General features: G+C 74.7%; 23 protein-coding genes. 18 read left to right on the top strand and 5 right to left on the bottom strand.

Annotated elements, in window-relative coordinates:
* Positions 1-172 precede the first annotated feature (172 nt).
* The 7 genes from ENKNEFLB_RS21660 to ENKNEFLB_RS21630 all read left to right on the top strand — a co-directional run bounded on the left by ENKNEFLB_RS21660 (position 173) and on the right by ENKNEFLB_RS21630 (position 5859).
* Positions 173-1057 (top strand): ABC transporter substrate-binding protein, encoded by an 885-nt coding sequence (locus ENKNEFLB_RS21660; protein WP_214057231.1) that lies wholly within the window; start codon positions 173-175, stop codon positions 1055-1057.
* Entirely contained in the window at positions 1054-1914 is an 861-nt protein-coding gene (locus tag ENKNEFLB_RS21655; protein WP_246535733.1) for an amino acid ABC transporter permease, read from the top strand. The genes ENKNEFLB_RS21660 and ENKNEFLB_RS21655 overlap by 4 nt, the downstream gene beginning before the upstream one ends.
* 8 nt (positions 1915-1922) lie before the next feature.
* Entirely contained in the window at positions 1923-2687 is a 765-nt protein-coding gene (locus ENKNEFLB_RS21650; RefSeq protein ID WP_214057230.1) for an amino acid ABC transporter ATP-binding protein, read from the top strand.
* A 153-nt stretch (positions 2688-2840) separates the two neighbouring features.
* Positions 2841-4025: a CaiB/BaiF CoA transferase family protein gene (locus ENKNEFLB_RS21645; RefSeq protein ID WP_275955927.1), complete on the top strand. Its 1185-nt coding sequence runs from the start codon at positions 2841-2843 to the stop codon at positions 4023-4025.
* 3 nt (positions 4026-4028) lie between these two features.
* On the top strand, positions 4029-4763 hold the full coding sequence (locus ENKNEFLB_RS21640; RefSeq protein WP_214057229.1) for a glutamine amidotransferase: 735 nt from the start codon (positions 4029-4031) through the stop codon (positions 4761-4763).
* Positions 4764-4858: 95 nt separating this feature from the next.
* The gene (locus ENKNEFLB_RS21635) at positions 4859-5059 is read left to right on the top strand and encodes a CsbD family protein (protein ID WP_214057228.1); all 201 of its coding nucleotides are present in this window, start codon (positions 4859-4861) and stop codon (positions 5057-5059) included.
* A gap of 89 nt (positions 5060-5148) precedes the next feature.
* Positions 5149-5859, top strand: a complete 711-nt coding sequence (locus ENKNEFLB_RS21630) for a CPBP family intramembrane glutamic endopeptidase (protein WP_246535732.1) — start codon at positions 5149-5151, stop codon at positions 5857-5859.
* Between the two features lie 39 nt (positions 5860-5898).
* Here the strand turns inward: ENKNEFLB_RS21630 and ENKNEFLB_RS21625 are convergent, their stop codons facing one another.
* Both ENKNEFLB_RS21625 and ENKNEFLB_RS21620 read right to left on the bottom strand, forming a co-directional pair.
* Positions 5899-6798: an NAD(P)H-binding protein gene (locus tag ENKNEFLB_RS21625; protein ID WP_214057227.1), complete on the bottom strand. Its 900-nt coding sequence runs from the start codon at positions 6796-6798 to the stop codon at positions 5899-5901.
* Between the two features lie 65 nt (positions 6799-6863).
* Positions 6864-7619 (bottom strand): MerR family transcriptional regulator, encoded by a 756-nt coding sequence (locus tag ENKNEFLB_RS21620; RefSeq protein WP_246535731.1) that lies wholly within the window; start codon positions 7617-7619, stop codon positions 6864-6866.
* Between the two features lie 154 nt (positions 7620-7773).
* Here ENKNEFLB_RS21620 and ENKNEFLB_RS21615 point away from each other — a divergent pair, with 154 nt between their 5' ends.
* The 6 genes from ENKNEFLB_RS21615 (at position 7774) to ENKNEFLB_RS21590 (ending at position 17600) form a co-directional block, all read left to right on the top strand.
* Positions 7774-8985: an acetyl-CoA C-acetyltransferase gene (locus ENKNEFLB_RS21615; protein WP_214057226.1), complete on the top strand. Its 1212-nt coding sequence runs from the start codon at positions 7774-7776 to the stop codon at positions 8983-8985.
* Between the two features lie 52 nt (positions 8986-9037).
* A complete protein-coding gene (locus ENKNEFLB_RS21610) occupies positions 9038-11260 on the top strand; it encodes a 3-hydroxyacyl-CoA dehydrogenase NAD-binding domain-containing protein (RefSeq protein WP_246535730.1) in 2223 nt (740 codons plus the stop codon).
* 183 nt (positions 11261-11443) lie between these two features.
* The gene (locus tag ENKNEFLB_RS21605; RefSeq protein ID WP_214057225.1) at positions 11444-14512 is read left to right on the top strand and encodes a S8 family serine peptidase; all 3069 of its coding nucleotides are present in this window, start codon (positions 11444-11446) and stop codon (positions 14510-14512) included.
* 61 nt (positions 14513-14573) lie between these two features.
* Positions 14574-15347 carry an ABC transporter ATP-binding protein gene (locus tag ENKNEFLB_RS21600; protein ID WP_214057224.1) on the top strand — a complete coding sequence of 258 codons (774 nt, stop codon included), beginning with the start codon at positions 14574-14576 and terminating at the stop codon, positions 15345-15347.
* Positions 15322-16860 (top strand): hypothetical protein, encoded by a 1539-nt coding sequence (locus tag ENKNEFLB_RS21595; protein ID WP_214057223.1) that lies wholly within the window; start codon positions 15322-15324, stop codon positions 16858-16860. The genes ENKNEFLB_RS21600 and ENKNEFLB_RS21595 overlap by 26 nt, the downstream gene beginning before the upstream one ends.
* A gap of 32 nt (positions 16861-16892) precedes the next feature.
* Positions 16893-17600: a histidine phosphatase family protein gene (locus ENKNEFLB_RS21590; protein WP_214057222.1), complete on the top strand. Its 708-nt coding sequence runs from the start codon at positions 16893-16895 to the stop codon at positions 17598-17600.
* Positions 17601-17628: 28 nt separating this feature from the next.
* Here ENKNEFLB_RS21590 and ENKNEFLB_RS21585 read toward each other — a convergent pair whose 3' ends face one another.
* Together ENKNEFLB_RS21585 and ENKNEFLB_RS21580 are read right to left on the bottom strand one after the other, a co-directional pair.
* Positions 17629-18405, bottom strand: coding sequence for an SDR family oxidoreductase (locus ENKNEFLB_RS21585; RefSeq protein ID WP_214057221.1), 777 nt, complete (start codon positions 18403-18405; stop codon positions 17629-17631).
* A 26-nt stretch (positions 18406-18431) separates the two neighbouring features.
* Positions 18432-19055 (bottom strand): RDD family protein, encoded by a 624-nt coding sequence (locus ENKNEFLB_RS21580; protein ID WP_214057220.1) that lies wholly within the window; start codon positions 19053-19055, stop codon positions 18432-18434.
* Between the two features lie 134 nt (positions 19056-19189).
* On the opposite strand from ENKNEFLB_RS21580, the gene ENKNEFLB_RS21575 reads away from it, so the two are divergent.
* The 5 genes from ENKNEFLB_RS21575 to ENKNEFLB_RS21555 all read left to right on the top strand — a co-directional run bounded on the left by ENKNEFLB_RS21575 (position 19190) and on the right by ENKNEFLB_RS21555 (position 24625).
* Positions 19190-19789 carry a PadR family transcriptional regulator gene (locus ENKNEFLB_RS21575; protein WP_214057219.1) on the top strand — a complete coding sequence of 200 codons (600 nt, stop codon included), beginning with the start codon at positions 19190-19192 and terminating at the stop codon, positions 19787-19789.
* Positions 19786-19929: a hypothetical protein gene (locus ENKNEFLB_RS21570; RefSeq protein ID WP_214057218.1), complete on the top strand. Its 144-nt coding sequence runs from the start codon at positions 19786-19788 to the stop codon at positions 19927-19929. The genes ENKNEFLB_RS21575 and ENKNEFLB_RS21570 overlap by 4 nt, the downstream gene beginning before the upstream one ends.
* Positions 19926-20645: an ABC transporter ATP-binding protein gene (locus ENKNEFLB_RS21565; RefSeq protein WP_214057217.1), complete on the top strand. Its 720-nt coding sequence runs from the start codon at positions 19926-19928 to the stop codon at positions 20643-20645. The genes ENKNEFLB_RS21570 and ENKNEFLB_RS21565 overlap by 4 nt, the downstream gene beginning before the upstream one ends.
* A gap of 11 nt (positions 20646-20656) precedes the next feature.
* Positions 20657-23281, top strand: a complete 2625-nt coding sequence (locus tag ENKNEFLB_RS21560) for an FtsX-like permease family protein (protein ID WP_214057216.1) — start codon at positions 20657-20659, stop codon at positions 23279-23281.
* Between the two features lie 66 nt (positions 23282-23347).
* The gene (locus ENKNEFLB_RS21555) at positions 23348-24625 is read left to right on the top strand and encodes an endonuclease/exonuclease/phosphatase family protein (protein ID WP_214057215.1); all 1278 of its coding nucleotides are present in this window, start codon (positions 23348-23350) and stop codon (positions 24623-24625) included.
* A gap of 53 nt (positions 24626-24678) precedes the next feature.
* On the opposite strand, the gene ENKNEFLB_RS21550 is transcribed toward ENKNEFLB_RS21555, so the two are convergent.
* Positions 24679-25383, bottom strand: coding sequence for a M50 family metallopeptidase (locus ENKNEFLB_RS21550; RefSeq protein WP_214057214.1), 705 nt, complete (start codon positions 25381-25383; stop codon positions 24679-24681).
* Positions 25384-25465 lie beyond the last annotated feature (82 nt).

The raw sequence follows: 25465 nt of genomic DNA, 5'->3' as shown, positions 1-25465 counted from the left end.
GCCGGCCCGTGGGTGTTACCGCGCCCGATGACGGCGTGCCGTCAGCCCCGCCGGTCCCAGAACCCCCGCCGGTCCCCGTCCCCGCCGTCGCACCCGTGACCCCCACCACGCCCGGCGCCCACCCCCGTGGACGCGGGCGCCCGTACGCCTCCGCGCGGCCTACGATCCACCCATGCTGCTGCGCCGCCCCGCCCGAGCCGCCCGGGTCTCCCTCGTCACCGTCCCGCTGCTCGTCGCCGCGCTGGCCTGCGCGCCGGTCGAGGAGACCGCCGAGGACACCAGCGGGGACGCCGCGGCCGCCGACGAGTGCACGCCCGACCAGCTCGAGACGCAGACGCCCGGGACGCTGACGGTCGGCACCGACTCCCCGGCCTTCGAGCCGTGGTTCGTCGACAACGACCCGACCAACGGCGAGGGCTACGAGTCGGCGGTGGCCTACGCGGTCGCCGAGGAGCTCGGCTTCGCCGAGGACGAGGTCGAGTGGGTGACGGTGGGGTTCAACTCCTCCTACGCCTCCGGCCCGAAGACCTTCGACTTCGACATCAACCAGATCTCGATCACCCCGGCCCGCGAGGAGGCCGTCGACTTCTCGGACGGCTACTACCAGGCCTCCCAGGCCGTGGTCGCGCTGGAGGGCAGCGCCGGCGCCGAGGCGGCGTCCCTCGACGACCTCACCGACCTGCGCCTGGGCGCCCAGACCGGCACCACCTCGCTGACCGCGATCCGCGACATCATCCAGCCCTCGACCGAGCCGCTGGTCTTCGACGACACCAACGCCGCCAAGCAGGCCCTGCAGAACGACCAGGTCGACGCGATCCTGGCCGACCTGCCGACCGCGTTCTACATCTCCGCCGTCGAGATCCCCGGCTCCACGATCGTCGGGCAGTTCCAGCCCGAGACCGGCGAGCAGGAGGAGTTCGGGATGCTCTTCGAGAAGGGCTCCTCGCTCGTGCCGTGCGTCGACCAGGCCCTGGCCACCCTGACCGAGGACGGCACCCTCGCCGACCTCGAGCAGCAGTGGCTCTCGGACTCGGTCTCGGTGCCGACCCTGCCGTGACGGACCTGCAGGCCCCCTGGACGCCGAGCGGGCGCGAGCTCGAGCGGCGCGACGTCCGTCGCCGTCGCCGGCGGAGGTCGGTGCTCGTCGCGACCGCCGCGACGGTGCTGGTCGTCGGCGGCCTCGTGCTCGGCGTCGTCAGCTCCCCGGGGTGGCCGACGGTGCAGGAGACCTTCCTCGACCCGTTCCACGCCCGCGAGTCCTTCCCGGCGATCCTCGACGGGTTCTGGCTGAACGTCACGATGTTCCTGATCGCCGAGCCGCTGATCCTCGCGCTCGGGCTCGGGCTGGCCCTCGCCCGGCAGTCCCGCGCGCCGCTGATGGTGCCGCTGCGCGCGATCGCCGTGGTCTGGACCGACGTCTTCCGCGGCATCCCCACCCTCGTGCTGGTCTTCCTGCTGGTCTTCGGGATGCCCTCGCTCGGCCTGCAGGGCGTGCCCACCTCGATCTTCTTCTGGGCCACCGTCGCGCTGGTCGTCTCCTACAGCGCCTACGTCGCCGAGGTCTTCCGCTCCGGCATCGAGTCGGTGCACCCCTCGCAGCTGGCCAGCGCCGACGCGCTCGGCCTGTCCCGGGGCCAGGCAATGCGCTTCGTGGTGGTCCCGCAGGCCGTGCGCCGGGTCGTGCCCCCGCTGCTCAACGACTTCGTCTCGCTGCAGAAGGACACCGCGCTGGTGGCCTCGGTGTCGCTGTTCGACGCGCTCTTCAGCGCCCGCGACTACGCCAACTACAACTTCAACTACACCCCGTACGTCGTGGTCGCCGTCTTCTTCGTCGTCCTCACGGTCCCGCTGGCCCGCCTCACGGACGCCCTCGGCCGTCGCTACGCCGAGCGCGAGCGGGCGGGCGCACGGTGACCGGCCCGATGACCGGCCCCACGACCGGCCCCACGACCGGCCCGCTGCTCGAGGTCCGGGGGCTGCGCAAGACGTACGGGCCCCGCCTCGTGCTCGACGACGTCGACCTGAGCGTCGGTGCGGGCGACGTCGTCTGCCTGATCGGGTCGTCGGGGTCGGGGAAGTCGACGCTGCTGCGCTGCGTGAACCTGCTCGAGGACATCGACGACGGCCGGATCCTGCTCGAGGGCCGCGAGATCTCCGACCCGCTGGTCGACCAGCGCGAGGTCCGCTCACGGATGGGCACCGTGTTCCAGGCCTACAACCTCTTCCCGCACCTGACCGTGCTCGACAACTGCACCCTCGCGCCGCGCCGGGTGCACGGCGTGCCCCGGCGCGAGGCCGAGGCCAGGGCCCGGGCCCTGCTGGAGGAGTTCGGCCTGGCCGAGCACGCCGGCCAGCACCCCGACCGGCTCTCCGGCGGCCAGCAGCAGCGTGCCGCGCTCGTCCGGGCCCTCTGTACCGAGCCGAGCCTGCTGCTCCTCGACGAGATCACCGCCGCGCTCGACCCCGAGCTGGTCGGCGAGGTGCTCGCGATCGTGCGCCGCCTGGCCGAGCAGGGCACCACGATGGTGCTGGCCACCCACGAGATGTCCTTCGCCCGGGAGGTCGCCACCACGGTCTGCTTCCTGCACCAGGGCCGGATCCTCGAGCAGGGCCCTCCCGAGCAGATCCTCACCGCGCCGCGCGAGGAGCGTACGAGGCAGTTCCTGCGCCGGGTGCTGCCGGGCTGAGCGTCATCCCGGCCCGGGGCTGGACGGGCAGGTTTCGAACATGTCGGCCTTTGCAGAGCCCGACGTGTTCGGAGGTCCCCGGCCGACCGGGGACTTCGCGGCGCCCAAGACCGTGACACCACCGGTGTCAACGACCCGTGCCAGGATGCGGGCATGTCGGAGCAGCAGCAGGGGCAGGAGCAGTACGCGCTGGGGCGCGGGACCGGACCGCTGCGCGGGGTGAAGGTGGTCGAGGTCGCCGGGATCGGGCCCGGCCCGCACGCCGCGATGATCCTGGCCGACCTCGGCGCCGACGTGATCCGCGTCGAGCGGCCGGGCGGCTCGTTCCTGGTCGGCGGTCCCGACGACCTGCTCAACCGCGGCCGGCCGAGCGTGGCCCTCGACCTCAAGCAGCCCGAGGCGGTGGCGACGGTGCTCGACCTCGTCGAGGGTGCCGACGTGCTCCTTGAGGGGATGCGCCCCGGGGTGACCGAGCGGCTCGGGCTGGGCCCGGCCGACTGCCACGCCCGCAACCCGCGCCTGGTCTACGGCCGGATGACCGGGTGGGGCCAGGACGGGCCGCTGGCGAGCGCGGCCGGGCACGACCTCAACTACGTGGCGCTGTCCGGCGCGCTGTTCGGCCTCGGCCAGGACCCGGCCCGCCCGCACTTCCCGACCAACCTCGTCGGCGACTTCGGGGGCGGGTCGACCTACCTCGTCATCGGGGTGCTCGCCGCCCTGCTCGAGGCCCGGCTCTCCGGGCAGGGCCAGGTCGTCGACGCCGCGATCGTCGACGGCACCGCCCACGTCAACACCATGACGGCGGCCTTCGTCGGCGCCGGCACCTTCCGCGAGGAGCGCGCGGTCAACCTCCTCGACGGCGGCGCGCCGTACTACGACCTGTACGAGACCTCCGACGGCGAGCACATGAGCGTCGGTGCGCTGGAGCCGCAGTTCTTCGCCGCCTTCCTCGACCTGCTCGGGATCACCGACGAGAGCCCCGGGCAGGCCGACCTCGACCGGTACGCCGAGATGCGCGAGCTGATCACCGCCCGCTTCGCCTCCCGCACCCGGGCCGAGTGGACCGAGGTCTTCGAGGGCACCGACGCCTGCGTCGCGCCGGTGCTGCGGATCAGCGAGGCCCGGCAGCACCCGCACCTCGCGGCCCGCGGCACCTACGTCGAGCACCACGGGCGGGTGCAGCCGGCCCCCGCGCCGCGCTTCTCCCGCACCGCGGCGTCCCTGTCCACGCCCCCGCCGGCCCGCCCCGGCCAGCAGACCCGTGCGGCGCTCGCGGCGTGGGGCGTCACCGACGTCGACGGCCTGCTCGAGCGCGGCGTCGCGGTGCAGGCCGACTGACCCGTGCGTCCCTTCCTCTTCCTCGGCACCCGGGCCGAGGACCTCGCCGCCGACGGGGAGTACGACGCGGTGCTCCGGTTCTCCGGGCTGGCCGAGCGCGACCTCCGGCGCGTCCGCCTCGAGCGCGACGAGCTGCCCCCGCTCGACCTCGACGACTGGTCGGGCATCGTGCTGGGCGGCGGGCCGTACAACGTCAGCGACCCTGACGACCTGAAGTCGCCGGCCCAGCGCCGCGCCGAGGCGCGCCTGGCCGACCTCGCCGAGCAGGTCGTCGACGCCGACTTCCCGTTCCTGGGCGCCTGCTACGGCATCGGCACGCTCGGGCGGCTGCGCGGGGGCGCCGTGGACCGCACCTTCGCCGAGCCGATCGGGGCGGTCACCGTCACCCTCACCGACGCCGGGCGCACCGACCCCCTGACCGCCGACCTGCCGGGCTCCTTCGACGTCTTCCTGGGCCACAAGGAGGCCGTCTCGGCACTGCCGGGCGGTGCGGTCCTGCTGGCCACGGCGCCGTCCTGCCCGGTGCAGGCCTTCCGGATCGGCACCCGCGTCTACGCCACCCAGTTCCACCCCGAGCTCGACGTGGACGCCCTGTGCACCCGGATCGAGGTCTACCGCCACCACGGCTACTTCGAGCCGGCCGCGGCCGAGGCGGTCAAGGCGGCCGCGCGCACCGCGACGGTGACCGAGCCGACCCGGCTGCTGGCGCGCTTCGTCGAGCTCTTCGCCCGCCGCTGAGCCCCTCCATCCGGGGGAGTACGGCGCTGGGTCGGCGTGGTTCAGTGAGGACATCGAGCGCGGCACCGGCCGCGCACCTCAAGGAGGCGACGAGCATGGCGATCGGCGACAAGGCAGAGAACAAGGGCGAGAACCTCGGCGGCAAGCTCAAGGAGGGCACCGGCAAGGCGACCGGCAACGAGCGCCTCGAGGCCGAGGGCAAGGGCGACCAGGCCTCCGCCAACCTCAAGGACGGCGTCGAGAAGATCAAGGACGCCGCGAAGAACATCGTCGGCGGGGACAAGAACAAGCACTGACGCAGCACCGCCGGAGCGAGGGGCGGGCACGGTCCGCCCCCCGCACGGACCATCACCCCTCCTCTCCGTACAGTCGGGGACGAGGGGTGATGTGTGTGCAGGCCTGGTTGCAGCGAGCGCTGTGGGACGTGGTCCCGCGCGACCACCGGCAGTCCCAGAAGGACCTCAGGCGACGCCAGCTGATCACGGCGGGGTTCGTCCTCGCCGGCGCCGTCGTGCTCGGCTTCCTGCTCCGGCTGGAGCCCGGCAGCACGGCGTTCTACGTCACCTCGCTGGTCGTCGCCGCCGTGTGGTTCGTCGGCGCGTTCGCCTCCGGCCCGCTCCACCTCGGCCGGATCCCGATCGGCACCGACCTGTCCGGGCCCACCAAGCGCCCGATCACCGCGCCCCTGGCGCTCGGCGCCGGGCTGGCGCTGTTCTTCGTCGCCGGGGGCCTCGTGGTCGCCCAGATCCCGTGGCTCTCCGACCAGGTCGCGAAGGTGATCTCCTACGCCGACGCCGGGTCCCTGCCGCTGCTGGTGGCGATCACCGCGATCAACGGCATCGCCGAGGAGCTGTTCTTCCGCGGGGCGCTCTACGCCGCGATCACCAAGTACCCGATCCTGTGGTCGACGCTGGCCTACGTCATCGCCACCGCCGCGACCGGCAACATCATGCTGGCCTTCGCCGCGATCCTGCTCGGTCTCGTCGTGGGGCTGCAGCGCCGGGCCTCCGGCGGCATCCTGGCGCCGATCATCACCCACTGCGTGTGGTCCATCAGCATGCTGGTGGCGCTGCCGTACATCTTCGGCACCGCCTGAGCCTCCGTCCCCGCACGGGACGGCCGGGGCGTCCGCGCGTCAGGTGCGGGCGGACTCCGCGATCGCGCGGCGCACGGCCTCCTGGTAGGCCACCGGCTCGCCCGGGACGATGTCGCGGATGCGCTGCTCGGTGACGACGACCTCGGTGGCCATCGAGTCGATCAGGTTCTTGCCGGTGGTGGCGTCGACGTCGGTCACGAAGCCGATCCAGTGCGAGGAGAGCTTCGGGGTCAGCACCGGAACCGTGACCACGAACGGCCGCCGGCCGTTCATCACCTCGGCCGCCTCCTGCAGCATCTGGAGGTAGCTGAGGACCTGCGGGCCGCCGATGTCGAAGGTCTGGCCGAACGCGGGCTCGCAGTCGACCACGCCGGCGAGGTAGCGCACGACGTCCTCGATCGAGATCGGCTGGGTCTTGGTCTTCGCCCACTTCGGCACGACCATCGCGGGCAGGTTCTTGACCAGCTGACGGGTGATCTCCCAGGAGATCCCGCCGGCGCCGACCACGATGGCCGCGCGCAGCACGGTGACCGGCACGCCGGCCTCACCGAGCAGGGTCTCGACCTCGCGGCGCGAGCGCAGGTGGGCCGAGAGGTCGCCGTCCTCGTCGCCGAGCCCGCCGAGGTAGACGATCTGGCGCACGCCGGCCTCGCGGGCGGCGCGGCCGAAGGAGCGCGCGGCCTCGGCGTCCTTGCGCTCGAAGTCGTTGTCGTCGAGGGAGTGCACCAGGTAGACGGCTACGTCGACGCCGGCCATCGCGGCCTCGAGGCTGGGCACGTCGCCGACGTCGCCGTAGACCGCCTCGGCGGGGCCGGTGTAGCCGCCCGGGCGCCGGGTCATCGCGCGCACGGTGCGGCCCTGCTCCACCAGCGCCGGGACCAGGCGGGCACCGACGAAGCCGGTCGCACCGGTGACCAGGACGGAGACGGAGTCAGACATGGCCCCAACATAGGTGCCCGGACCCGGACCGTGCCTCGCCCTGCCGGGTCAGGCGCCCCGCCGGGTCAGTCCGCGGGCCCGGGCGGCTCGCGCCGCGCGGACCGTTCGGCGCGCTCGGTGATCCCGGCCCGCTTGGTCTCGTCCATGCCGAGCTCGTAGGCGTGGACGAGCCCGTTGATCGACAGCGGCTTCAGTCGCTCCACGACGTCCTGGATGGTCTCGGGGGTCGCCCCGGACTCCTGGTAGACCGGCCAGACCCGGGTGCGGAACACCTCGTACAGCTCGCGGGCCACGGCGCGCCCGTGCGCGGCGTAGACCTCGGCGGCGGCCCGCGCCGCCTCCAGCGGGAAGCCGACGTCGAGCAGGCCGAGCCCGATCGAGAGCTGGGAGACCGCGACCTCGTAGTGGTTCGGCGGACCGGTGGGGCCGACCGGCCGGACGATGCCGAGGGCCCCGAGCGTGTCCACGTCTGCGTCCTCGAGCGGACGGCCCGCGCGGCTCTCGAGGTCGCCGCGCGACATCGTGACCGGCAGGTCGGCCTGCCACGGGGCGAGCATCGCGCGCCGCAGCGCGATGTCCTCGGGGCTGGCGTCGTCGGGGATGCCCCCGACGTACCGCTCGATCGCGGCGAGGGTGAACCCGTGGCTCTGCAGCTCCTGCACCAGCTCGAGGCGGGCGAGGTGGTCCCGGCCGTAGAAGCCGGACCGGCCGCGCCGCACGGGCGGCGGCACAAGGCCGCGCGAGGTGTAGAAGCGAACGTTGCGCACGCTCATCCCGACCCGGGCGGTGAGCTCCTCGAGCGTCAGCAGGCCCTCGTCCACACGGCACCTCCCTGCCCTCGGTCGGCGCCCGCGACGGGTGCCGGTGACCCACGCCACACGGATGGCTTGACCACGATGACAGTGATGGTGTCACAATCGACGTACGCGGTCGTCGGGGACCCGGCCCGCGGCACACTCGACACCTGGGACGGTCATGGCAGAAGCATTCGTGTACGACCACATCCGCACGCCGCGCGGCAAGGGCAAGGCCGTCGGCAGCCTCCACGAGGTCAAGCCGGTCGACCTCGCGGTCGGCCTCCTCGAGGAGGTCCGCCGGCGCAACCCCGGCCTCGACCCGGCCCGCGTCGACGACGTCGTGCTCGGCGTGGTCTCCCCGCTGGGCGACCAGGGCGGCGACGTGGCGAAGACCGCGGCGCTGGCCGCGGGCTACCCCGACACCGTCGCGGGCGTGCAGCTGAACCGGTTCTGCGCCTCGGGCCTCGAGGCCGTCAACCAGGCCGCGCAGCGCGTGCGCAGCGGGTTCGAGGACCTGATCCTCGCCGGCGGCGTCGAGTCGATGAGCCGGGTGCCGATGGGCTCCGACGGCGGCGCCTGGGCGATGGACCCGGCCACCGCGCTGACCACCGGCTTCGTGCCGCAGGGCATCGGGGCCGACCTGATCGCCACCCTCGGCGGCTGGACCCGCGACGACGTCGACGCCTACGCCGCGGAGTCGCACCACCGCGCCGCGAAGGCCTGGGCCAACGGCTACTTCGCCGGCTCCGTCGTGCCGGTCAAGGACCGCAACGGCATCACCGTGCTCGAGCACGACGAGATGGTCCGCCCCGACACCAGCCCCGAGAGCCTGGCCGGCCTCAAGCCGTCCTTCGCCGGGATCGGCAAGGACGCCGGCTTCGACGACGTGGCCCTGGAGAAGTACCACTGGGTCGAGAAGATCGACCACGTCCACCACGCCGGCAACTCCTCGGGCATCGTCGACGGGTCCGCGATCGTGGCCATCGGCTCCGAGCAGGTCGGCACCGACCTCGGGCTGACCCCCCGGGCCCGGATCATCTCGGCCGCCGTCTCCGGCGCCGACCCCACGATCATGCTCACCGGTCCGGCCCCGGCGGCCCGCAAGGCGCTGGCCAAGGCCGGTCTCGAGGTCGGCGACATCGACCTGTTCGAGATCAACGAGGCCTTCGCCGCGGTGGCGATGCGCTTCATGCAGGACCTCGACATCTCCCACGAGATCACCAACGTCAACGGCGGCGCGATCGCCATGGGCCACCCGCTGGGTGCGACCGGCGCGATGATCCTCGGCACCCTGGTCGACGAGCTCGAGCGGCGTGACCTGCGCCGCGGCCTGGCCACGCTCTGCGTCGGCGGCGGCATGGGCATCGCCACCATCGTCGAGCGCGTCTGACCGCGGCCCGCCGCCGCCCGCACCCCGTCCCGCAGACCCCGAAGGACTCCCCGTGAGCACCAGCACCACCGAGCAGACCCGGACCGCCGTGCGCTACGAGCGCGACGCCGACGGGATCGTCACCCTGACCCTCGACGACCCCGACCAGTCCGCCAACACGATGAACGACCTCTACCGCGACTCGATGGCCGCGGCCGTCGCCCGGCTGCACGACGAGCTGGCCGCCGACGGCGACAGCATCACCGGCGTGGTCGTGACCAGCGCGAAGAAGACGTTCTTCGCCGGCGGCGACCTCAAGCAGATGGTCACCACCACCCGCGACGACGCGCCCCGGGTGTTCGCGATGGCCGAGGACGTCAAGGCGTCCCTGCGCCGCCTCGAGACCTTCCCGCGCCCGGTCGTGGCCGCGATCAACGGCGCCGCCCTCGGCGGCGGGCTCGAGATCGCCCTGGCCTGCAACCACCGGATCGCCCTCGACCACCCCGCCACCCAGCTCGGCCTGCCCGAGGCCACGCTCGGGCTGCTGCCCGGCGGTGGCGGCGTCACCCGGGTCGTCCGGATGCTCGGCCTGCAGACCGGCCTGATGGAGGTCCTGCTCCAGGGTGCCCGCTTCAAGCCGGCCCAGGCCCTCGAGAAGGGCCTGGTCGACGAGCTGGTCGCGACCCGCGAGGAGCTGCTGCCGGCGGCGCGGGCGTGGATCGCCGCCCACCCCGACCAGGCGGCCAACCCCTGGGACGTCAAGGGCTACAAGATGCCCGGCGGCACCCCGCGCACCCCCGCGCTCGCGCAGTTCCTGCCGGCCTTCCCGGCCCTGCTGCGCCAGCAGACCAAGGGCGCGGTCTACCCGGCCCAGCGCGCCATCCTCTCGGCGGCCGTCGAGGGCGCGCAGGTCGACTTCGACACCGCCTCGCGGATCGAGTCGCGCTACCTGACGTCGCTGATCACCGGTCAGAACTCCAAGAACATGATCCAGGCGTTCTTCTTCGACCTCCAGGCGATCGGCTCCGGCTCGCTGCGCCCGCAGGGCATCGCCCCGTGGAGGCCGACCAAGGTCGGTGTCCTCGGCGCCGGGATGATGGGCGCCGGGATCGCCTACTCCTGCGCCCGCGCCGGGCTCGAGGTCGTGCTCAAGGACGTCGCGCAGGCCAACGCCGACAAGGGCAAGGCTTACTCCGAGGGCCTGCTCGACAAGGCGATCGCCAAGGGCCGCTCGACGGAGGAGAAGAAGGCCGAGCTGCTCGGCCGGATCACCGCCACCGAGGACCCCGCCGACCTGGCCGGCTGCGACCTGGTCATCGAGGCCGTCTTCGAGGACCCCTCGCTGAAGGCGAAGGTCTTCGCCGAGGTCGCCCCGCACGTGGACGCCGACGCGCTGCTGTGCTCCAACACCTCGACGCTGCCGATCACCGGCCTCGCCGAGGGCGTCGACCGCCCGGCCGACTTCATCGGGCTGCACTTCTTCTCCCCGGTCGACAAGATGCCGCTGGTCGAGATCATCCGCGGCGAGAAGACCACCGACGACGCCCTGGCCAAGGCCTACGACGTCGTGCAGCTGATCAAGAAGACCCCCATCGTCGTCAACGACAGCCGCGGGTTCTACACCTCGCGCGTGATCGGCACGATGGTCACCGAGGGCCTGGCGATGCTGGCCGAGGGCGTGCACCCCCGCAGCCTCGAGCGCGCCGCGACCCAGGCCGGCTACCCCGTCGGCACGCTCCAGCTCTCCGACGAGCTCAACATGGAGCTGATGGCGAAGATCGAGAAGGCGACCCGCGACGCCCACGAGGCCGAGGGCCGCGAGGTCGTCGAGCACCCCGGCCAGGCCGTGGTGCGCCGGATGATCGAGCTCGGCCGCCCCTCCCGGCTCAAGAGCGCCGGCTTCTACGACTACGCCGACGGCCGCCGTACGGGCCTGTGGCCCGGGCTGGCGGAGGAGTTCCCGGTGGCCGAGCAGCAGATCCCGCTGGTCGACGTCCAGCAGCGGATGCTCTTCGCCGAGGCGCTCGAGACCGCGAAGTGCTTCGAGGAGGGCGTGGTCACCTCGGCGGCCGCCGCCAACATCGGCTCGATCATGGGCATCGGCTTCCCGCCGGCGACCGGGGGTGCCGCGCAGTACATGACCGGCTACCAGGACCCGGCCGACGACACCGCCGAGATCGGCCTGGCCGCGTTCGTGCGCCGCGCCGACGAGCTGGCCGAGGCGTACGGCGAGCGCTTCCGGCCGACGCCGTGGCTGCGCGACCTCGCGGCCTCGGGCGGCGCGTTCCCCGTCTGACGCAGCACCAGGGCTCCGGGCCGGACCGCAGGACGTCCTGCCCGGAGCCGCGGACGCGGGAGATCGTCCCTGGTCGTGGCGTGGAGCCTTGACATCGTCAGGGGTCGGGCGGAGTGTGCCAGCAGCCGTGTTCACGACCGGGCCCTCTGGACCTGGCGCGCGGCCGGTCCTCGAGGAGATCCCGTGTCCCTGCCCCACCCCGGAAGTGCCGCACGCCGCCGCACGCTCGGCGCCCTCTCGGCGGGGGTGCTCGCGGCCGCCATGGTCGCGACGCTGTCGCCCGCCCAGGCCGCCCAGGCCGCCGACGAGGCAGGGGGGCTGCGCGAGATCGACCCGGGTGCGGCCGACCTGCGGTCGGCGGAGACCTTCGAGGACGGCCGCTACATCGTGCTGCTGACGCAGCCGAGCATCGCGGCCTACGACGGCGGCACCCCGGGGCTCGCCCCGACCAAGGCGGCCCCGGGGGAGTCGCTGCGCACCGGGACGTCGGCGTTCGGTGACTACCGCTCCTTCCTGGCCCGCCAGCAGCGCAGCACGGCCTCCGCGGTCGGGGCCGAGGTGGTCCGCAGCTACACCGTGGCCACGAACGGGTTCGCGACCGAGCTCAGCGCCGAGCAGGCCGCCGAGCTGTCCGCCGACAAGGATGTTTACGCCGTCCTCCCGGTCGAGGCCCGCTCGATCGACGCCCGCGACAACTCCGCCTCGTTCCTCGGGATGTACGGCAAGCGCGGCGTCTGGAAGAAGCAGGCCGGCTCGCAGCGCGGTGCCGGGTCCGGCATCGTGGTCGGCGACCTCGACACCGGGATCTGGCCGGAGAACCCGTCGTTCACCGGCGACCCGCTCAGCGTCACCCCGACCGGGCCCTGGGACGCCACGGTCGACCCGCTGGGCACCACCACGATGCGCAAGTCCGACGGCGGCACCTTCCGCGGCGCGTGCGAGACCGGCGAGGAGTTCGCGGTCGCCGACTGCTCGACCAAGCTGATCGGCGCCCGGGCCTACCCGGACACCTTCGTGGACAGCGTCCCCGAGGACGAGTACTCCCCGGCCGAGTTCCTCTCCCCGCGCGACGGGGGTGGCCACGGCAGCCACACCGCGAGCACCGCCGCCGGCAACGTCGTGCGGGGCGTCACCGTCGACGGCATCGACTTCGGCGAGGTCACCGGCATGGTCCCGGGCGCCTCGATCGCCTCCTACAAGGTCTGCTGGGAGGACACCGACCCCGACACCGGTGGCTGCTACACCGACGCGATCCTCGCAGCGATCGACGACGCGGTGCGTGACGGCGTCGACGTCATCAACTTCTCGATCTCGGGTGCGCTGGAGACCGTCGTGGACCCGGTCGAGATCGCCTTCGCCGGCGCCGCCGACGCCGGCGTCTTCGTCGCGGCCTCCGCCGGCAACAGCGGGCCCACCGCCTCGACCGTGGCCCACAACAGCCCGTGGCTGACCACGGTGGCCTCCTCGACCTACCGGAACTTCGAGGGCACCGTCGAGCTCGGTGACGGCAGCACCTACCTCGGCGCGATGGTGGACCGTGAGGGCCTGCCCGCGCAGACCCCGCTGGTCGACGCCGCCGACGCGGTCGCCGCGGGTGCCGACCCGGGCGAGGCCGCGCTCTGCGGCCCCGACACCCTGGACGACGCCGCGGTCGACGGCTCGGTCGTGCTCTGCCTCCGGGGCACCTACGACCGCGTGGCCAAGTCCGCCGAGGTCGAGCGTGCCGGCGGGGTCGCGATGATCCTGGTCAACCCGGCTGCCAGCAGCCTGGACGCGGACCTGCACGCGGTGCCCACGGTGCACCTGCCCGACACCGCGCTGCCGGCGGTCTCGGCCTACCTCGACACCGCCGAGACGCCGACCGCCGCCCTGCTGCCGGGCAACGAGTCGGAGGAGGCCAGCGCCCCGCTGCCGGTCGTCTCGGGCTACTCCTCCCGCGGCCCCGCCCTGGCCAACGACAGCGACATCCTCAAGCCCGACATCGCGGCCCCCGGGCAGAGCGTGCTCGCGGCCGTGGCGCCCCCGTCCAACAGCGACCGCGACTTCGACCTCTACTCCGGCACGTCGATGGCCGCCCCGCACATCGCCGGGCTCGGTGCCCTGCTGATGGCCGAGAACCCGACCTGGACGCCCCAGATGGTCCAGTCGGCGATGATGACGACGGCGACCAGCACGCGTACCGAGAAGGGCGGGTCCTCCCGCGACGCCTTCGCGCAGGGCGCCGGTCAGGTCGCCCCGGCCGCCATGGACCGGCCGGGCCTGTTCATCACCTCGACGCCGCGCCAGTGGTACGGCCTGCTCACCGAGCAGGGTCTCGACACCGGGGTCGAGAGCCGCGCCGCGGGCACGGTGAACCTGCCCTCGATCGCCGACCACGCCGTGGTGGGCAGCACCACCGTGACGCGCAGGGTCACCAGCCAGGTGGCCGGGACGTGGCGGGTCCGGGGCCGGGTCCCCGGGTTCAGCGTCCGCGCGGTCACGCCGACGGTGACGGCACCGCGCGCCGGGGTGAGCCGGAAGGTGACGCTCGAGTTCACCGCCCGGCCCGGCACGGCGCTGGAGCAGTGGCGCCAGGGCTTCGTCACCCTGACCGGCCCCACCACGGTCCGGATGCCGGTCGCGCTGCGACCGACCGCCCTCGAGGCGCCGGAGGTGGTCACGGGCACCGGGACCACCGGGTCCACCGACGTCACGATCACCAGCGGCAGCACCGGCGAGGTCGACCTCGCCACGCTGGGCCTGGCCCAGGCCGAGTCGACCGAGGGCGCCGTCGGGATCGGGGAGTCGGCCGGCTACTGCGTGCCGGTCGCCGACGACAGTGAGGTCCTCCGCCTCGACGTCGACGCAGCCGACGACAGCTCCGACCTCGACCTCGTCGCGATCCCGACGAACGCGGCGTGCTCCGCGGCCACGGGTCCCGAGGTCAGCTCGGCCACGGGCTCGGCCGACGAGTCGGTCACGGTCGAGGACCCGGAGTCCGAGGCCTACGCGGTCTTCGTCGATGGCTTCGCCGCCGGCGACGACGGCGCCCCGATGGCCTTCCGGCTCGACACCTACGACCTCGGTGCCTCCGACACGCTCGGCGGGTTCACGGTGTCGCCCGATCCGCTGCCGGTGACGCAGGGTGAGGAGTCGACCTACACGGCGTCCTGGACCGACCTGGCGGCCGACAACCGCTACCTGGGCCTGGTCCGCTACGGCGACACCGGTCTCGCCACCACGGTCGAGGTCTCCACGCTCGGCGGGGAGTGACCGGGCAGGAGACCTGGCCAAACCGCTCCGCGTGAGGCGGGCGGCGGGCGAGGATGGGCCGGTGAGCGCCGGCCCCCTCCCCACCGCCCCCTCCGGGCCCGTCCCCGGGGCCCCCGGCCCGAGCACCACGGGCGCCGCGGTCGAGGTCCATGACCTCCACGTCCGCTTCGGTGCCGTCGAGGCCGTCGGCGGGATCAGCCTGACCGCCACCGCCGGTCGCGCGACCGCGCTGCTCGGCCGCAACGGCGCCGGCAAGTCGACCACCATGCGGGTGCTCGCCGGGGTCGTGCCGGCCACCTCGGGCGACGTCCGCGTCGGCGGCCTCGACGTGCGGCGGGAGCGGCTGGCCGTCCAGCGCCTGGTCGGCTACTGCCCCGACGTCGGCGGCCTGGTGCCCCGGGCCACGCCGTGGGAGCACCTCCAGCTCGCGGGTCGGCTGCGGCGGCTCGGACCCGGCTGGGAGGACCGCGCCCGCGACCTGCTGGAGCGCTTCGAGCTCGGCGGCGTCGCGCACCGGACCACCTCCGGCTTCTCCCACGGCATGGGGCGCCGGCTCTCGGTCGTGCTGGCCGCCGTGCACGAGCCGTCGGTGCTGCTGCTCGACGAGCCCTTCGACGGGGTCGACCCGATCGGGGTCGAGGCCACCTTCGACGTCGTGGCCGACGCGCGCGCCCGCGGCGCCTGCGTGCTGGTCTCGACCCACCTGCGCGAGCTGGCCGTCGAGGTCTGCACCGAGGTGGCGGTGCTGCGCGCCGGTGCCCGGGTGGCCACGCTGCCCGCGGCCCGGATGCTCGGGGAGGACGGCGCGCGTGAGTACCGCAGCCTCCTGGACTGACACGGCCCGCCGGGAGGCCCGCGGCTCGCTGGTGGACGTCGGCCACCTGGTCCGGTTCCGGGTCGGGACGCTGCCGCGCCGCACGCTGCGTGGGGGACTCCTCGCGGTGCTGTCCGTCACCGCGGGCAGCGCGACGCTGCCGGCGTGGGCTCCCGGGGCCGGGGACCCCGACGGCCGCGCCGGCGACCTGCTCCTGCTGCTCGGCACCGGGCTGACCTCCTTCCTGCTGCTCGGCGTGCTCGCCGCGGTCACGGGCGGCGGCGGGCGCGAGCTGATCGCGCGCGACCACGCCGCGGCGTACCCCGTGGGGCCCACGACCGACCACCTCGGCGCGCTGCTGCTGGCGCCGCTGACGATCGCCTGGCTGCTGCAGGCGTGGCTGCTGCTCGGGGCGACGGCCTACGCCCTCGGTCCCCGTCCGCTGCTGGCCTCCGCCCAGGTGGTGGTCGTGCTCTGGCTGCTGGCGGCCACCGCGGTCGCGCAGGTGGTCGGCTGGAGCCTGGAAGCGGTGCGCCGCGGGCCGTCCGGCGTCCGGCTGGTGCGTGCCCTGGGGCTGGCGGTGGTCCTCGGGGTCACCGCGCTGGTGGTCACGGACCGGCTGCTGCCGCTGCTGGACGCCTCGCCGACCACCGTGGTGGTGATCGGGCTGGCCTCGCCGCCCGGGGTGCGCTGGGGGCTGACGGTCGCCGGGCTGCTGCTGGTCGCGCTGGCCGCGGTGGCGCTCGGCGCGGTCCCGGCCCACGTGGCGGCGCGGCGGCTGCCGGCCGACGAGGCGCGCGCCGAGACCGGCCTCCACCACGCGCGCGCCGCGCCGCGCAGCGACCTCGCCGCCCTCGTACGCCTGGACCGCGCCTCGGTCTGGCGCGCCGTGCCGACCCGGCGCGGGGTGCTGGTCCTCGCCGGCGGTCCGGGCCTGGTGGCCGTGCTCGGGGACCTGCCCTGGGAGTCGGTGACGGTCCTGCCGGGGCTGGTCGCGTCGGGGGCCGCGCTGCTCTTCGGCGTCAACGCGTGGTGCCTCGACGAGCGGGGCGCGCTGTGGCGCGAGAGCCTCCCCGTCGACCCGGGGACGGTCTTCGCCGCCCGCGCCCTGGTGCTGGCCGAGCTGCTGCTGGTCGGCTCGCTGGCCACCGTCGCGCTGGCCGCCACGCGCGCCGGCGTGCCCACCCCGGGCGAGGCCGCTGCGGTCGCGGCGACGCTGGCGGTGGTCATGGTGCAGGTGGTGGGGGCCTCGATGCGGTGGTCGGCGGCCCACCCGTACCCCGCCGACCTCCGCTCGGCGCGCGCCACCCCGGCCCCGCCGCTGGCGATGGTCGGCTACTCCGCCCGCCTCGCGCTCGCCACGACCCTGACCGGGGTGCTGTTCTCGCTGCTGGCGCGGCTGCCGGGCTGGCACGTCCCCGTGCTGGTGGCGCTGCCGATGCTCTGCTGGTCCGCGGCCCGGCTCGCGCGCCAGCACCGCGCCTGGGCCGACCCGCTGGTCCGGGCCCGGGTGGTGGGGGCGGTGGCCGGGTAGGACGACCGCAGGGCGCCCGCTAGCCTGCGCGGGTGACCCTGGTCCTGGTGGTGCGGCACGGGCAGGCCTCCTTCGGCGCCGACGACTACGACGTCCTCTCGGACCTCGGGTGGGAGCAGGCGCGGGCGCTGGGCACCCACCTCGCGGCCCAGGGCGTCCGCCCCGCGGCCGTCGTCCGCGGGACCCTCCGGCGCCAGCGCGAGACCGTCGAGGGGCTGCTCGCCGGCCTCGCCGACGCGGGCGCGCCGGGGCCGGACCCCGAGGCGGTGCGCGTCGACGCCGGGTGGGACGAGTTCGACCACCTCGGCGTGGTCGCCGCGCACCCGGACCTGCCGCAGGGCGGCACGGCCGCCCTGGACCGCCGCGAGTTCCAACGGGTCTTCGTCGAGGCGACCGGCCGGTGGGCGCTCGACGAGGCCGGCGAGGGCGACTATCCGGAGACCTTCGCCGCCTTCGTCGCGCGGTCCCGCGGGGCGCTGGCCGACGCGGTGTCGGTCGGCGACGAGGCAGGCGGGGTCGTCGTCGCGGTCACGTCGGGCGGCCCGATCGGGGCGGTCGCGGCAGGGCTCGTCGACCCCGACGGGACGGACCGGCCGACGCTGGTCCGGCTGTGGGAGCGGTTCAACACCGTCTGCGTGAACTCCTCGGTGACCCGGGTCCTGGTCGGCTCGACCGGCACCCGGATGCTCACCTTCAACGAGCACACCCACCTGGACCGGGCGCGGGTCTCGTACCGCTGAGGGCCGACCCGAGCCCGGTCCGGGACGGTCAGACCATCCGGCGCAGCAGCGGCTGCGGGGCGTGCCGCAGCACCAGGGACAGCGGTGCCCACGGCAGCGGCGGCACGCACGCCGAGGCGACCCGCTTCTCGATGGCCGCGACCATCGAGCGGACGCCCTTCTCGGTCGACGACATGAGCGGGCTGGAGCCGGGGTCCACGTCGTTCATCTCCGAGACGATGTAGCCGGGGTAGAGCACGGTCAGGTCGATGCCCGGGACGCCGCGGCCGGCGCGGGCGTCGCCGAGCTCGGTGCGCAGGCCCTCGACCAGGTGGGCCACGAAGGCCTTCGAGGCGGCGTACGTGGTCACGGTCCGCGGCAGCCCGCGCAGCGCGGCGACCGACGACACGACCACGAGGTGGCCGCGGCCGGCGGCGCGGAACAGCTCGACCGCGGACTCGACCTGGGCCAGCGCGCCCAGGACGTTGGTGGTGGCGGTCTCCCGGTTGGCGGCGTCCCCGCCGGTGCCGAGCGGCGCGCCCTTGCCGAGACCGGCGTTCACCACGACCCGCTCGACCCCGCCGGTGGCGGCGAAGTCCTCGTCGAAGGCCCGGAAGCAGGCCCGGACGGCGTCCGGGTCGGTGACGTCGAGCGCCGCCACCTCCACGCGGCGGTCGGGGTGGGCGGCGACGATCTCGGCCCGGAGCTGCTCGAGCCGGTCGGTGCGGCGCGCGCACAGCGCCAGGTCGTGCCCGCGGGCCGCGAGCTGCCGCGCCATCTCGGCGCCGAGCCCGGACGAGGCGCCGGTGATCAGGGTGGTGGTCATCCCCGGAGTCTGCCGGGGCCGCTGCGTCAGCCCTTCGGCTGGTCCAGCACGACGGTGCCGACGATCTTGTCGGCGAAGGTCTGGCGCTTGGCGTCCCACAGCGGCCAGAGGTAGCCGAGGTAGAAGAAGCCGTCGAGGACGTGGCAGAGCTGGCGCACGAAGGTCATCCCGGCGCCCAGCGGGCGGCCGGTCTCCTCCTTGAGCAGGATCGTGCCCAGGGCGCTCTTCCCGAGCGAGCGGCCGGTGCGGCCCTGGCGGAAGACCACGTTCCAGATCCCGAAGACGATCGCGCCCAGGTAGAGCAGGACGGCCAGCCACAGGAACGGGCCGTTGAAGCTGACGTCGGTCCCGAACGCGACCTGCTCGCCGTTGGCGTCGACGAAGGTCTGGGTCGCCGTCTCCTCGCGCGACATCACGAAGAAGACCACGGCCAGGACGAAGAACGGCAGCATCACCAGCCCGTCGACGAGCGACGACCCGACCCGCTTGCCCCAGTGGGCGTACGGCGCGCCGTGACCGGCGGGGGTGTCGTACGGCCCGCCGCCGTAGGGGTTGGCCTGCTGGCCGTACGGGCCCGGCTGCTGTCCGTACGGCGAGCTGGGCTGGCCGTAGGGCTGCTGCGGCGGAGGCTGGGGAGCGTCGTAGGACATGCCGCGGACCGTAGTCGGACGCGGTGTCGCTCCCGGGCGACATCCGAGATTTGCTTGACACCGGTCTGGACATACCCGGTATACATCTCCTATGCATACCGAGTAGGTCGGGTGCCGGAGAGGACGTGGTCGTCGTGTCGGTCAAGCAGGCGCTGCTGGCGCTGCTCCAGGAGCAGCCGATGTACGGCTACCAGCTGCGGGTGGAGTTCGAGCAGCGCACCGGGGCGACCTGGCCGCTCAACGTCGGGCAGGTCTACACGACGCTGACCCGGCTCGAGCGCGACGGCCTCGTCGAGGGCGCCGGCGAGGACGCCGAGGGCCACGTCGTCTACCGGCTCACCGAGCAGGGCGGCAGCGAGGTCGCCGCGTGGTTCACCACGCCGGTGGCCCGCACCCAGCCCCCGCGTGACGAGCTGGCGATCAAGCTGGCGCTGGCCGTGACCGTGCCGGGCGTCGACGTCGGCACCGTGGTGCAGCAGCAGCGCTCGGCGACGATGCGCGCCCTGCAGGACTACACCCGGCTCAAGCGGCAGGCCGGCGACGACCTGGCGTGGTCGCTGGTCGTCGACTCCCTGATCTTCGCCGCCGAGGCCGAGGTGCGCTGGCTCGACCACTGCGAGGCGAGGCTGCGCCGGGCGGCGATCGAGGGCCGGCACGCCGCCGGGAGGCGTGCCGCCGAGGCCGTCGAGGCCGTCGACGACGCCGCCCGTCCTGGCCGCGGGGTGCGGCCGTGACGCCCGAGGTGGCCGCGCGGCTGCTCCGGGACGAGCGCCGCTGGCTGGCCGGCAGCCGGGAGCGGCTGCGCGCCGTCCGACCGCGCCGTCCCCGACCCGCCGCTCCTACCGCCCCCGCCCCGACCGAGGAGACCCGATGACCGCCGTGCTGCAGCTGACCGACGTGACCCGCGTGCACGGGGAGGGCGCCACGGAGGTCCGCGCGCTGGTCGGGGTCACCTTCACCGCCCACGCCGGCGAGCTCGTCGCCGTGATGGGTCCCTCGGGCTCGGGCAAGTCGACCCTGCTGACCCTGGCCGGCGGGCTCGACCAGGCCACGTCCGGTCGCGTCGAGGTCGAGGGGGTCGACCTCGGCGCGGCCGGCCAGGCCGAGCGGGCCCGGCTGCGGAGGACGGCGATCGGCTACGTCTTCCAGGACTTCAACCTGATCCCGGCGCTGACCGCGGCGGAGAACGTCGCCCTGCCCCGCGAGCTCGACGGCGAGCGCCGTCGCCCGGCGCGTGCCGCGGCGCTGCGGGCGCTGGAGGAGGTGGGCGTCGCCGACCTCGCCGACCGCTTCCCCGACCAGATGTCGGGTGGCCAGCAGCAGCGGGTCGCGATCGCCCGGGCCGTGGTCGGCGAGCGCCGCCTGGTGCTGGCGGACGAGCCGACCGGGGCGCTGGACACCGAGACCGGCGAGGAGGTGCTGCGCCTGCTCCGCGAGCGCTGCGACGCGGGCGCCGCGGCGGTGATGGTGACCCACGAGGCCCGGCACGCCGCCTGGGCCGACCGGGTCGTCTTCCTGCGCGACGGCCGCGTCGTCGACGACACCGGGGCCGCCCCGGTCGACGCGCTGCTCGAGCCGAGCGCCCGGTGAGTCGGGGTCGGGTGACCGGCTGGGTCACCGGGTGGCGGGTCCCGCTGCGGATCGCGCGCCGTGACGCCCGCCGCGCGCGGGGTCGTACGGCCCTGGCCCTGACCCTGCTGGCGCTGCCCGTGCTCGCGGTCACCACCGCCGACACGCTCTACGCCACGAGCTCGGTGAGCGGCGCGGAGTCCGTGGAGCGGCGACTCGGTGCGGCCGAGGCCCGGGTCGAGCTGCACGGGAACGGGCGGGCCTTCCAGATGTTCGACCCCGACGACGGCTCGGGCTGGCGCGGCCGGGGCGAGGCCGACCGCGACGCCGTGGCGGCCGCGCTCGGCCTCGAGGACCTGGACGCGCAGACCGTACGGGTGCGGGAGGGGTCGGTGCGGTTCGACACCGACCGCGGCCGCGCCGACGCCCAGGTCCTCGTGACCGATCTCGGGGACCCGCTGACGGCCGGGATGGTCGAGCTGACCTCGGGTCGGTTGCCGACCTCGACCGACGAGGTCGTGGTCAACGCCAGGCTCGACGACCGGGGCCCGGGCGTGGGGCAGGACCTGGTCCTGGCGTCGGGTGAGGCGCTGCGCATCGTCGGCGAGGCCGAGTCCGCCGCGCTCGTCGGGCAGCCGTTCGCCGCCTCGGTGCCCGGCTCCGCGCTCGAGCCCCGGGGCGTGTCCTCGCTGCTCGTCGGTGGCGACCCGGTCTCGTGGGACAAGGTCCGCGACCTCAACGCGCTCGGGGCGACCGTGGTCTCGAGGGCCGTGCTCCTCGACCCGCCACCGGAGAGCGAGCTCGCGCCCCAGGTGCAGGCGGGGATGGACGTCCTCGACGAGGCCGCCGTCACCGCCGCGGTCCTGATCGCGGTGATGGTGCTGATCGAGGTGGTGCTGCTGGCCGGACCGGCCTTCGCCGTCGGTGCCCGCCGTCAGGCGCGGACCCTGGCGCTGGTCTCGGCGGCCGGCGGCTCGCCGCGGGACGCCCGCCGGGTCGTGCTCGGCTCCGGGGTCGTGCTCGGTGTCGGTGGGTCGGTGATCGGCGTCCTGGGCGGCCTCGCGGCCGCGTGGGCCCTGCGCCCCGTGCTCCAGGGCTACTCGACCGGCCGGCTCGGACCGTACGACGTCGAGCCGTTGCACCTGGCGGCCGTGCTGGTCTTCGGGCTGGTCAGCGCGCTGCTCGCGGCCGCGGTCCCGGCCTGGCTGGCATCGCGCCAGGACGTGGTGGCGGTGCTGGCCGGCCGGCGCGGGGATGCTGCGCCGTCGCGACGCTCGCCCGTGGTGGGCCTGGTCCTGGTGGCGCTGGGCGCCGGCCTGGCGACGTACGGGGCTCGCGCCGACCAGGGCGGCGAGACCGCGATCGCGGGGGCCGCCATCGTCTGCGTGCTCGGGATGCTGCTGCTGGTCCCGGTCCTGGTCGGCGCGGTCGCCCGGGCCTCGCGGGGGCTGCCGCTGGCCCTGCGGTTCGCAGCCCGGGACGCAGCCAGGCACCGGACCCGCACCGTGCCGGCGGTGGCCGCCGTGGCCGCCACGGTGGCCGGTGTGGTCGCGCTCGGGATCGCGACGAGCAGCGACGAGGCGCAGTCGGCGGCGGGCTACGTGGCGGCGCTGCCCGTCGGCGACGCCGCCGTCTCGCTGAGCTACGGCCCCGCGGGGCGCAACGCCGACGCCGAGGAGGTACGCACCGCGCTGCTCTCGGTGCTGCCGGCCGAGGCGGCCGACCGGGTGGAGGAGGTCCGGGGCGTGGTGACCGACGGCTTCGTCGAGCTGCGGGCGCCCGGTGCGGGCACCCTGCTGTCATCAACCAACGGCGTCCTCGCCGGTGACCTCCTGGTCAGCGAGGCCGGCCTGCCGTCCTTCCTGCGCGGGGTGGAACCCCTCTCGGCGCAGCAGCAGACCCGGGTCGACGAGGTGCTGGCCGCCGGTGGCGTCGTCGCCCTGAGCAACACCGGCGACCCCGCCGTCGACGAGGTGCGGGTGGTCGACCACCCGGGCGGGCGCGGCGACACCGAGCGCACCACGCTGCCGGCGACCACGGTGCCGGTGGAGCTCGACCAGGCCAACGCGCAGGGCGTCATCTCCGAGGCCGGGGCGCGCGAGGCCGGGCTCGAGGTGGCGACCACCGCACTGGTGGTCCGCGGCGGGTTGTCCGACGAGGAGGCGCAGGACGCGAAGGAGGTCGTCGCCGGGCTGCCCGGCCCCGCGGGCCTCTACGTCGAGCGCGGCTACCAGCCGCCCGAGGAGGTCCGCATCTTTCAGCTGGTGCTGGGCGGGCTCGGGGCCGTGCTGATGCTCGGCGGCACCCTCACCGCCACCTTCCTGGCGCTCTCCGACGCCCGCCCCGACCTCGCCACCCTCGGTGCCGTGGGCGCGGCACCGAGGACACGCCGCGCGGTGGCGGCGGCGTACGCGCTGGTGGTCGGCGCGGTCGGCTCGGTGCTCGGGGCCCTGGTGGGGCTGGTGCCGGGGATCGCGGTCACCTACCCGCTGACCCGGCCGATCGACTACGGGTTCGGCACGACGGGTCCGGCGCACTACCTCGACGTGCCGTGGCTGCTGCTCGGGGTGGTCGTGGTGGGCCTGCCGCTGCTGAGCGCCCTGGTGGTGGCGGTGGCGTCGCGCTCGCGGCTGCCGATCGTGGCGCGGCTGGAGTGATCATCGCGCGGTGATCGACACGTGGCGTTCGCCCGGCTGTCGCCGGGGTCCGGCAGGGTGGGGCCCATGACGCGTACCTCTCGGGCGCTCGGCGCCTCCCTGCTCACCGCGGCGCTCGGCGTCGCTCCGCTCCTCGCCGTGCCGGCCGCCTCCGGCGAGCCAGGCCCCGCTCGTGCTGCGGCAGGCGGCGGGCGTGAGGGGAGGGCGCCGGAGGTCCGGTTCGCGACCTTCAACGCCTCGCTCAACCGCGCGAGCGAGGGCGAGCTGGTCGCCGACCTGTCCACGCCAAACGACACCCAGGCCGCCGCGGTCGCCGAGGTCGTGCAGCGGGTGCGCCCCGACGTGCTGCTGGTCAACGAGTTCGACCACGACGACGCGGGCGAGGCTGCCGACCTGTTCCGGGAGAACTACCTCGAGGTCCGCCAGGGCCCGGCCGGCGACCGCTCCCGCGCGATCCGCTACCCGTACGCCTTCACCGCGCCCTCCAACACCGGCGTCGCCAGCGGTTTCGACCTCGACAACAACGGGTCCGTCGGCGGTGGCAACGACGCCTACGGCTTCGGTGACTTCGAGGGGCAGTACGGCATGCTCGTGCTCAGCCGCTACCCGATCGCTCAGCGGCAGGTGCGCACGTTCCAGGACGTCCTGTGGAAGGACGTCCCCGGTGCACGCCTGCCCGACGACCCCGCCACCGAGGCGCCCGCGGACTGGTTCACGCCCGAGGAGCTCGACGTGGTCCGGCTCTCCAGCAAGTCGCACTGGGACGTCCCGGTCCGGGTCGGCCGGAAGACCGTCCACTACCTCGTCTCGCACCCGACGCCGCCGACCTTCGACGGCGCCGAGGACCGCAACGGCCTGCGCAACGCCGACGAGATCCGGTTCTGGGCCGACTACGTGCGCTCCGGCCGTCGCGGCGACTGGATGGTCGACGACCAGGGCCGCGAGGGCGGACTCGCCGCCGGTACGGCCTTCGTCGTCGCCGGTGACCAGAACAGCGACCCGAACGACGGCGACTCGGTGCCCGGAGCGATCCAGCAGCTGCTCGACCACCGCCGGATCGCCGACCCGATGCCGGGCTCGGCGGGCGCCCGCGAGGCCAGCCGGCTGCAGGGCGGCCCGAACCTCGAGCACGAGTCCGCCCCCCGGTACGACACCGCCGACTTCAACGACGACCCTGCGCCCGGCAACCTCCGCGCCGACTACGTCCTGCCGCGCCGGAGCATGAAGGTCACCGGGTCCGGGGTGTTCTGGCCCCGCCGGGCCGACCCGCTGTCGCGGCTGACCGGCACCTTCCCGTTCCCCACGTCGGACCACCGTGCGGTGTGGGTGGACCTGCGGCCCTGACCTCGTCGGTCTGCCGGTCGGGCTGCCGGCCGGGCTGCTGGTCGGTCTGCGGGTCAGGCCAGGAGGAGCCGGGCTGAGAGGGCTGCGGCGCCGAGCGTGAGGAGCACGAGCACCGCGACCCAGACCGGGGCCGGGACGTGGGTGAGCCGGGCCAGCACGTCGGCGTCCGAGGTGCGCCCGCGCTCACGGCGGCGGTCCCGACCCAGCTCGACGGCCGCGCGCACCGCCCCGAGGAGCAGGAACCACGTGCCGGCGTGCGCGGCCGCGGACTGCCACCGCGGCTCGGCCCACCACGACACGGCGGCGACCAGCGCGAGGGAGAGGCCGACGGCGAGCAGCCCGTACGCGTTGCGCACCCACAGCAGCAGGCCGGCGAGCAGCAGCACCGCCAGCCACAGCACCGCCAGCGCCCGCCCGTCGGCGAGCAGCGCCGCGGCGCCCAGCCCGAGCAGCGCCGGTCCGGGGTAGCCCGCGAACGCGGTGGCCACCATGCCCGGCCCCCGCGGCCGACCGCGCGACAGCGTCAGGCCCGAGGAGTCCCGGTGCAGCCGGACGCCGTCGAGGCGGCGCCCGCACAGCACCGCGACCACGGCGTGCGCGCCCTCGTGCGCCACGGTGACCACGACCCGGGAGCGACGCCAGCTGCCGGGCAGCGCGACGACGACCAGCGCGACGAGCGCGCAGACCCACCGGACGGCCTGCGTCGGCGGGGCCTGGGTGCCCAGCACCTCGCCCCAGATCTCACCCACCACCTCCACCCCAGGACCGTACGGCCGAGGCAACGCTCGCGGCGCGTCGAGGTGACGGTTCCGGACAGAAGGGTGCCCGGTGGTCGAGGAG

It is taken from the genome of Nocardioides aquaticus, assembly GCF_018459925.1.
GTDB classification, from domain to species: domain Bacteria; phylum Actinomycetota; class Actinomycetes; order Propionibacteriales; family Nocardioidaceae; genus Nocardioides; species Nocardioides aquaticus.
This window is presented reverse-complemented; position numbering and strand designations above follow the sequence as displayed.

Coding starts and splice junctions, on each gene's coding strand:
- ENKNEFLB_RS21660 (WP_214057231.1), top strand. CDS start 173: ATGCTGCTGCGCCGCCCCGCCCGAGCCGCCCGGGTCTCCCTCGTCACC.
- ENKNEFLB_RS21555 (WP_214057215.1), top strand. CDS start 23,348: ATGACGCGTACCTCTCGGGCGCTCGGCGCCTCCCTGCTCACCGCGGCG.
- ENKNEFLB_RS21615 (WP_214057226.1), top strand. CDS start 7,774: ATGGCAGAAGCATTCGTGTACGACCACATCCGCACGCCGCGCGGCAAG.
- ENKNEFLB_RS21635 (WP_214057228.1), top strand. CDS start 4,859: ATGGCGATCGGCGACAAGGCAGAGAACAAGGGCGAGAACCTCGGCGGC.
- ENKNEFLB_RS21585 (WP_214057221.1), bottom strand. CDS start 18,405: ATGACCACCACCCTGATCACCGGCGCCTCGTCCGGGCTCGGCGCCGAG.
- ENKNEFLB_RS21650 (WP_214057230.1), top strand. CDS start 1,923: ATGACCGGCCCCACGACCGGCCCCACGACCGGCCCGCTGCTCGAGGTC.
- ENKNEFLB_RS21630 (WP_246535732.1), top strand. CDS start 5,149: ATGTGTGTGCAGGCCTGGTTGCAGCGAGCGCTGTGGGACGTGGTCCCG.
- ENKNEFLB_RS21625 (WP_214057227.1), bottom strand. CDS start 6,798: ATGTCTGACTCCGTCTCCGTCCTGGTCACCGGTGCGACCGGCTTCGTC.
- ENKNEFLB_RS21565 (WP_214057217.1), top strand. CDS start 19,926: ATGACCGCCGTGCTGCAGCTGACCGACGTGACCCGCGTGCACGGGGAG.
- ENKNEFLB_RS21580 (WP_214057220.1), bottom strand. CDS start 19,055: ATGTCCTACGACGCTCCCCAGCCTCCGCCGCAGCAGCCCTACGGCCAG.
- ENKNEFLB_RS21645 (WP_275955927.1), top strand. CDS start 2,841: ATGTCGGAGCAGCAGCAGGGGCAGGAGCAGTACGCGCTGGGGCGCGGG.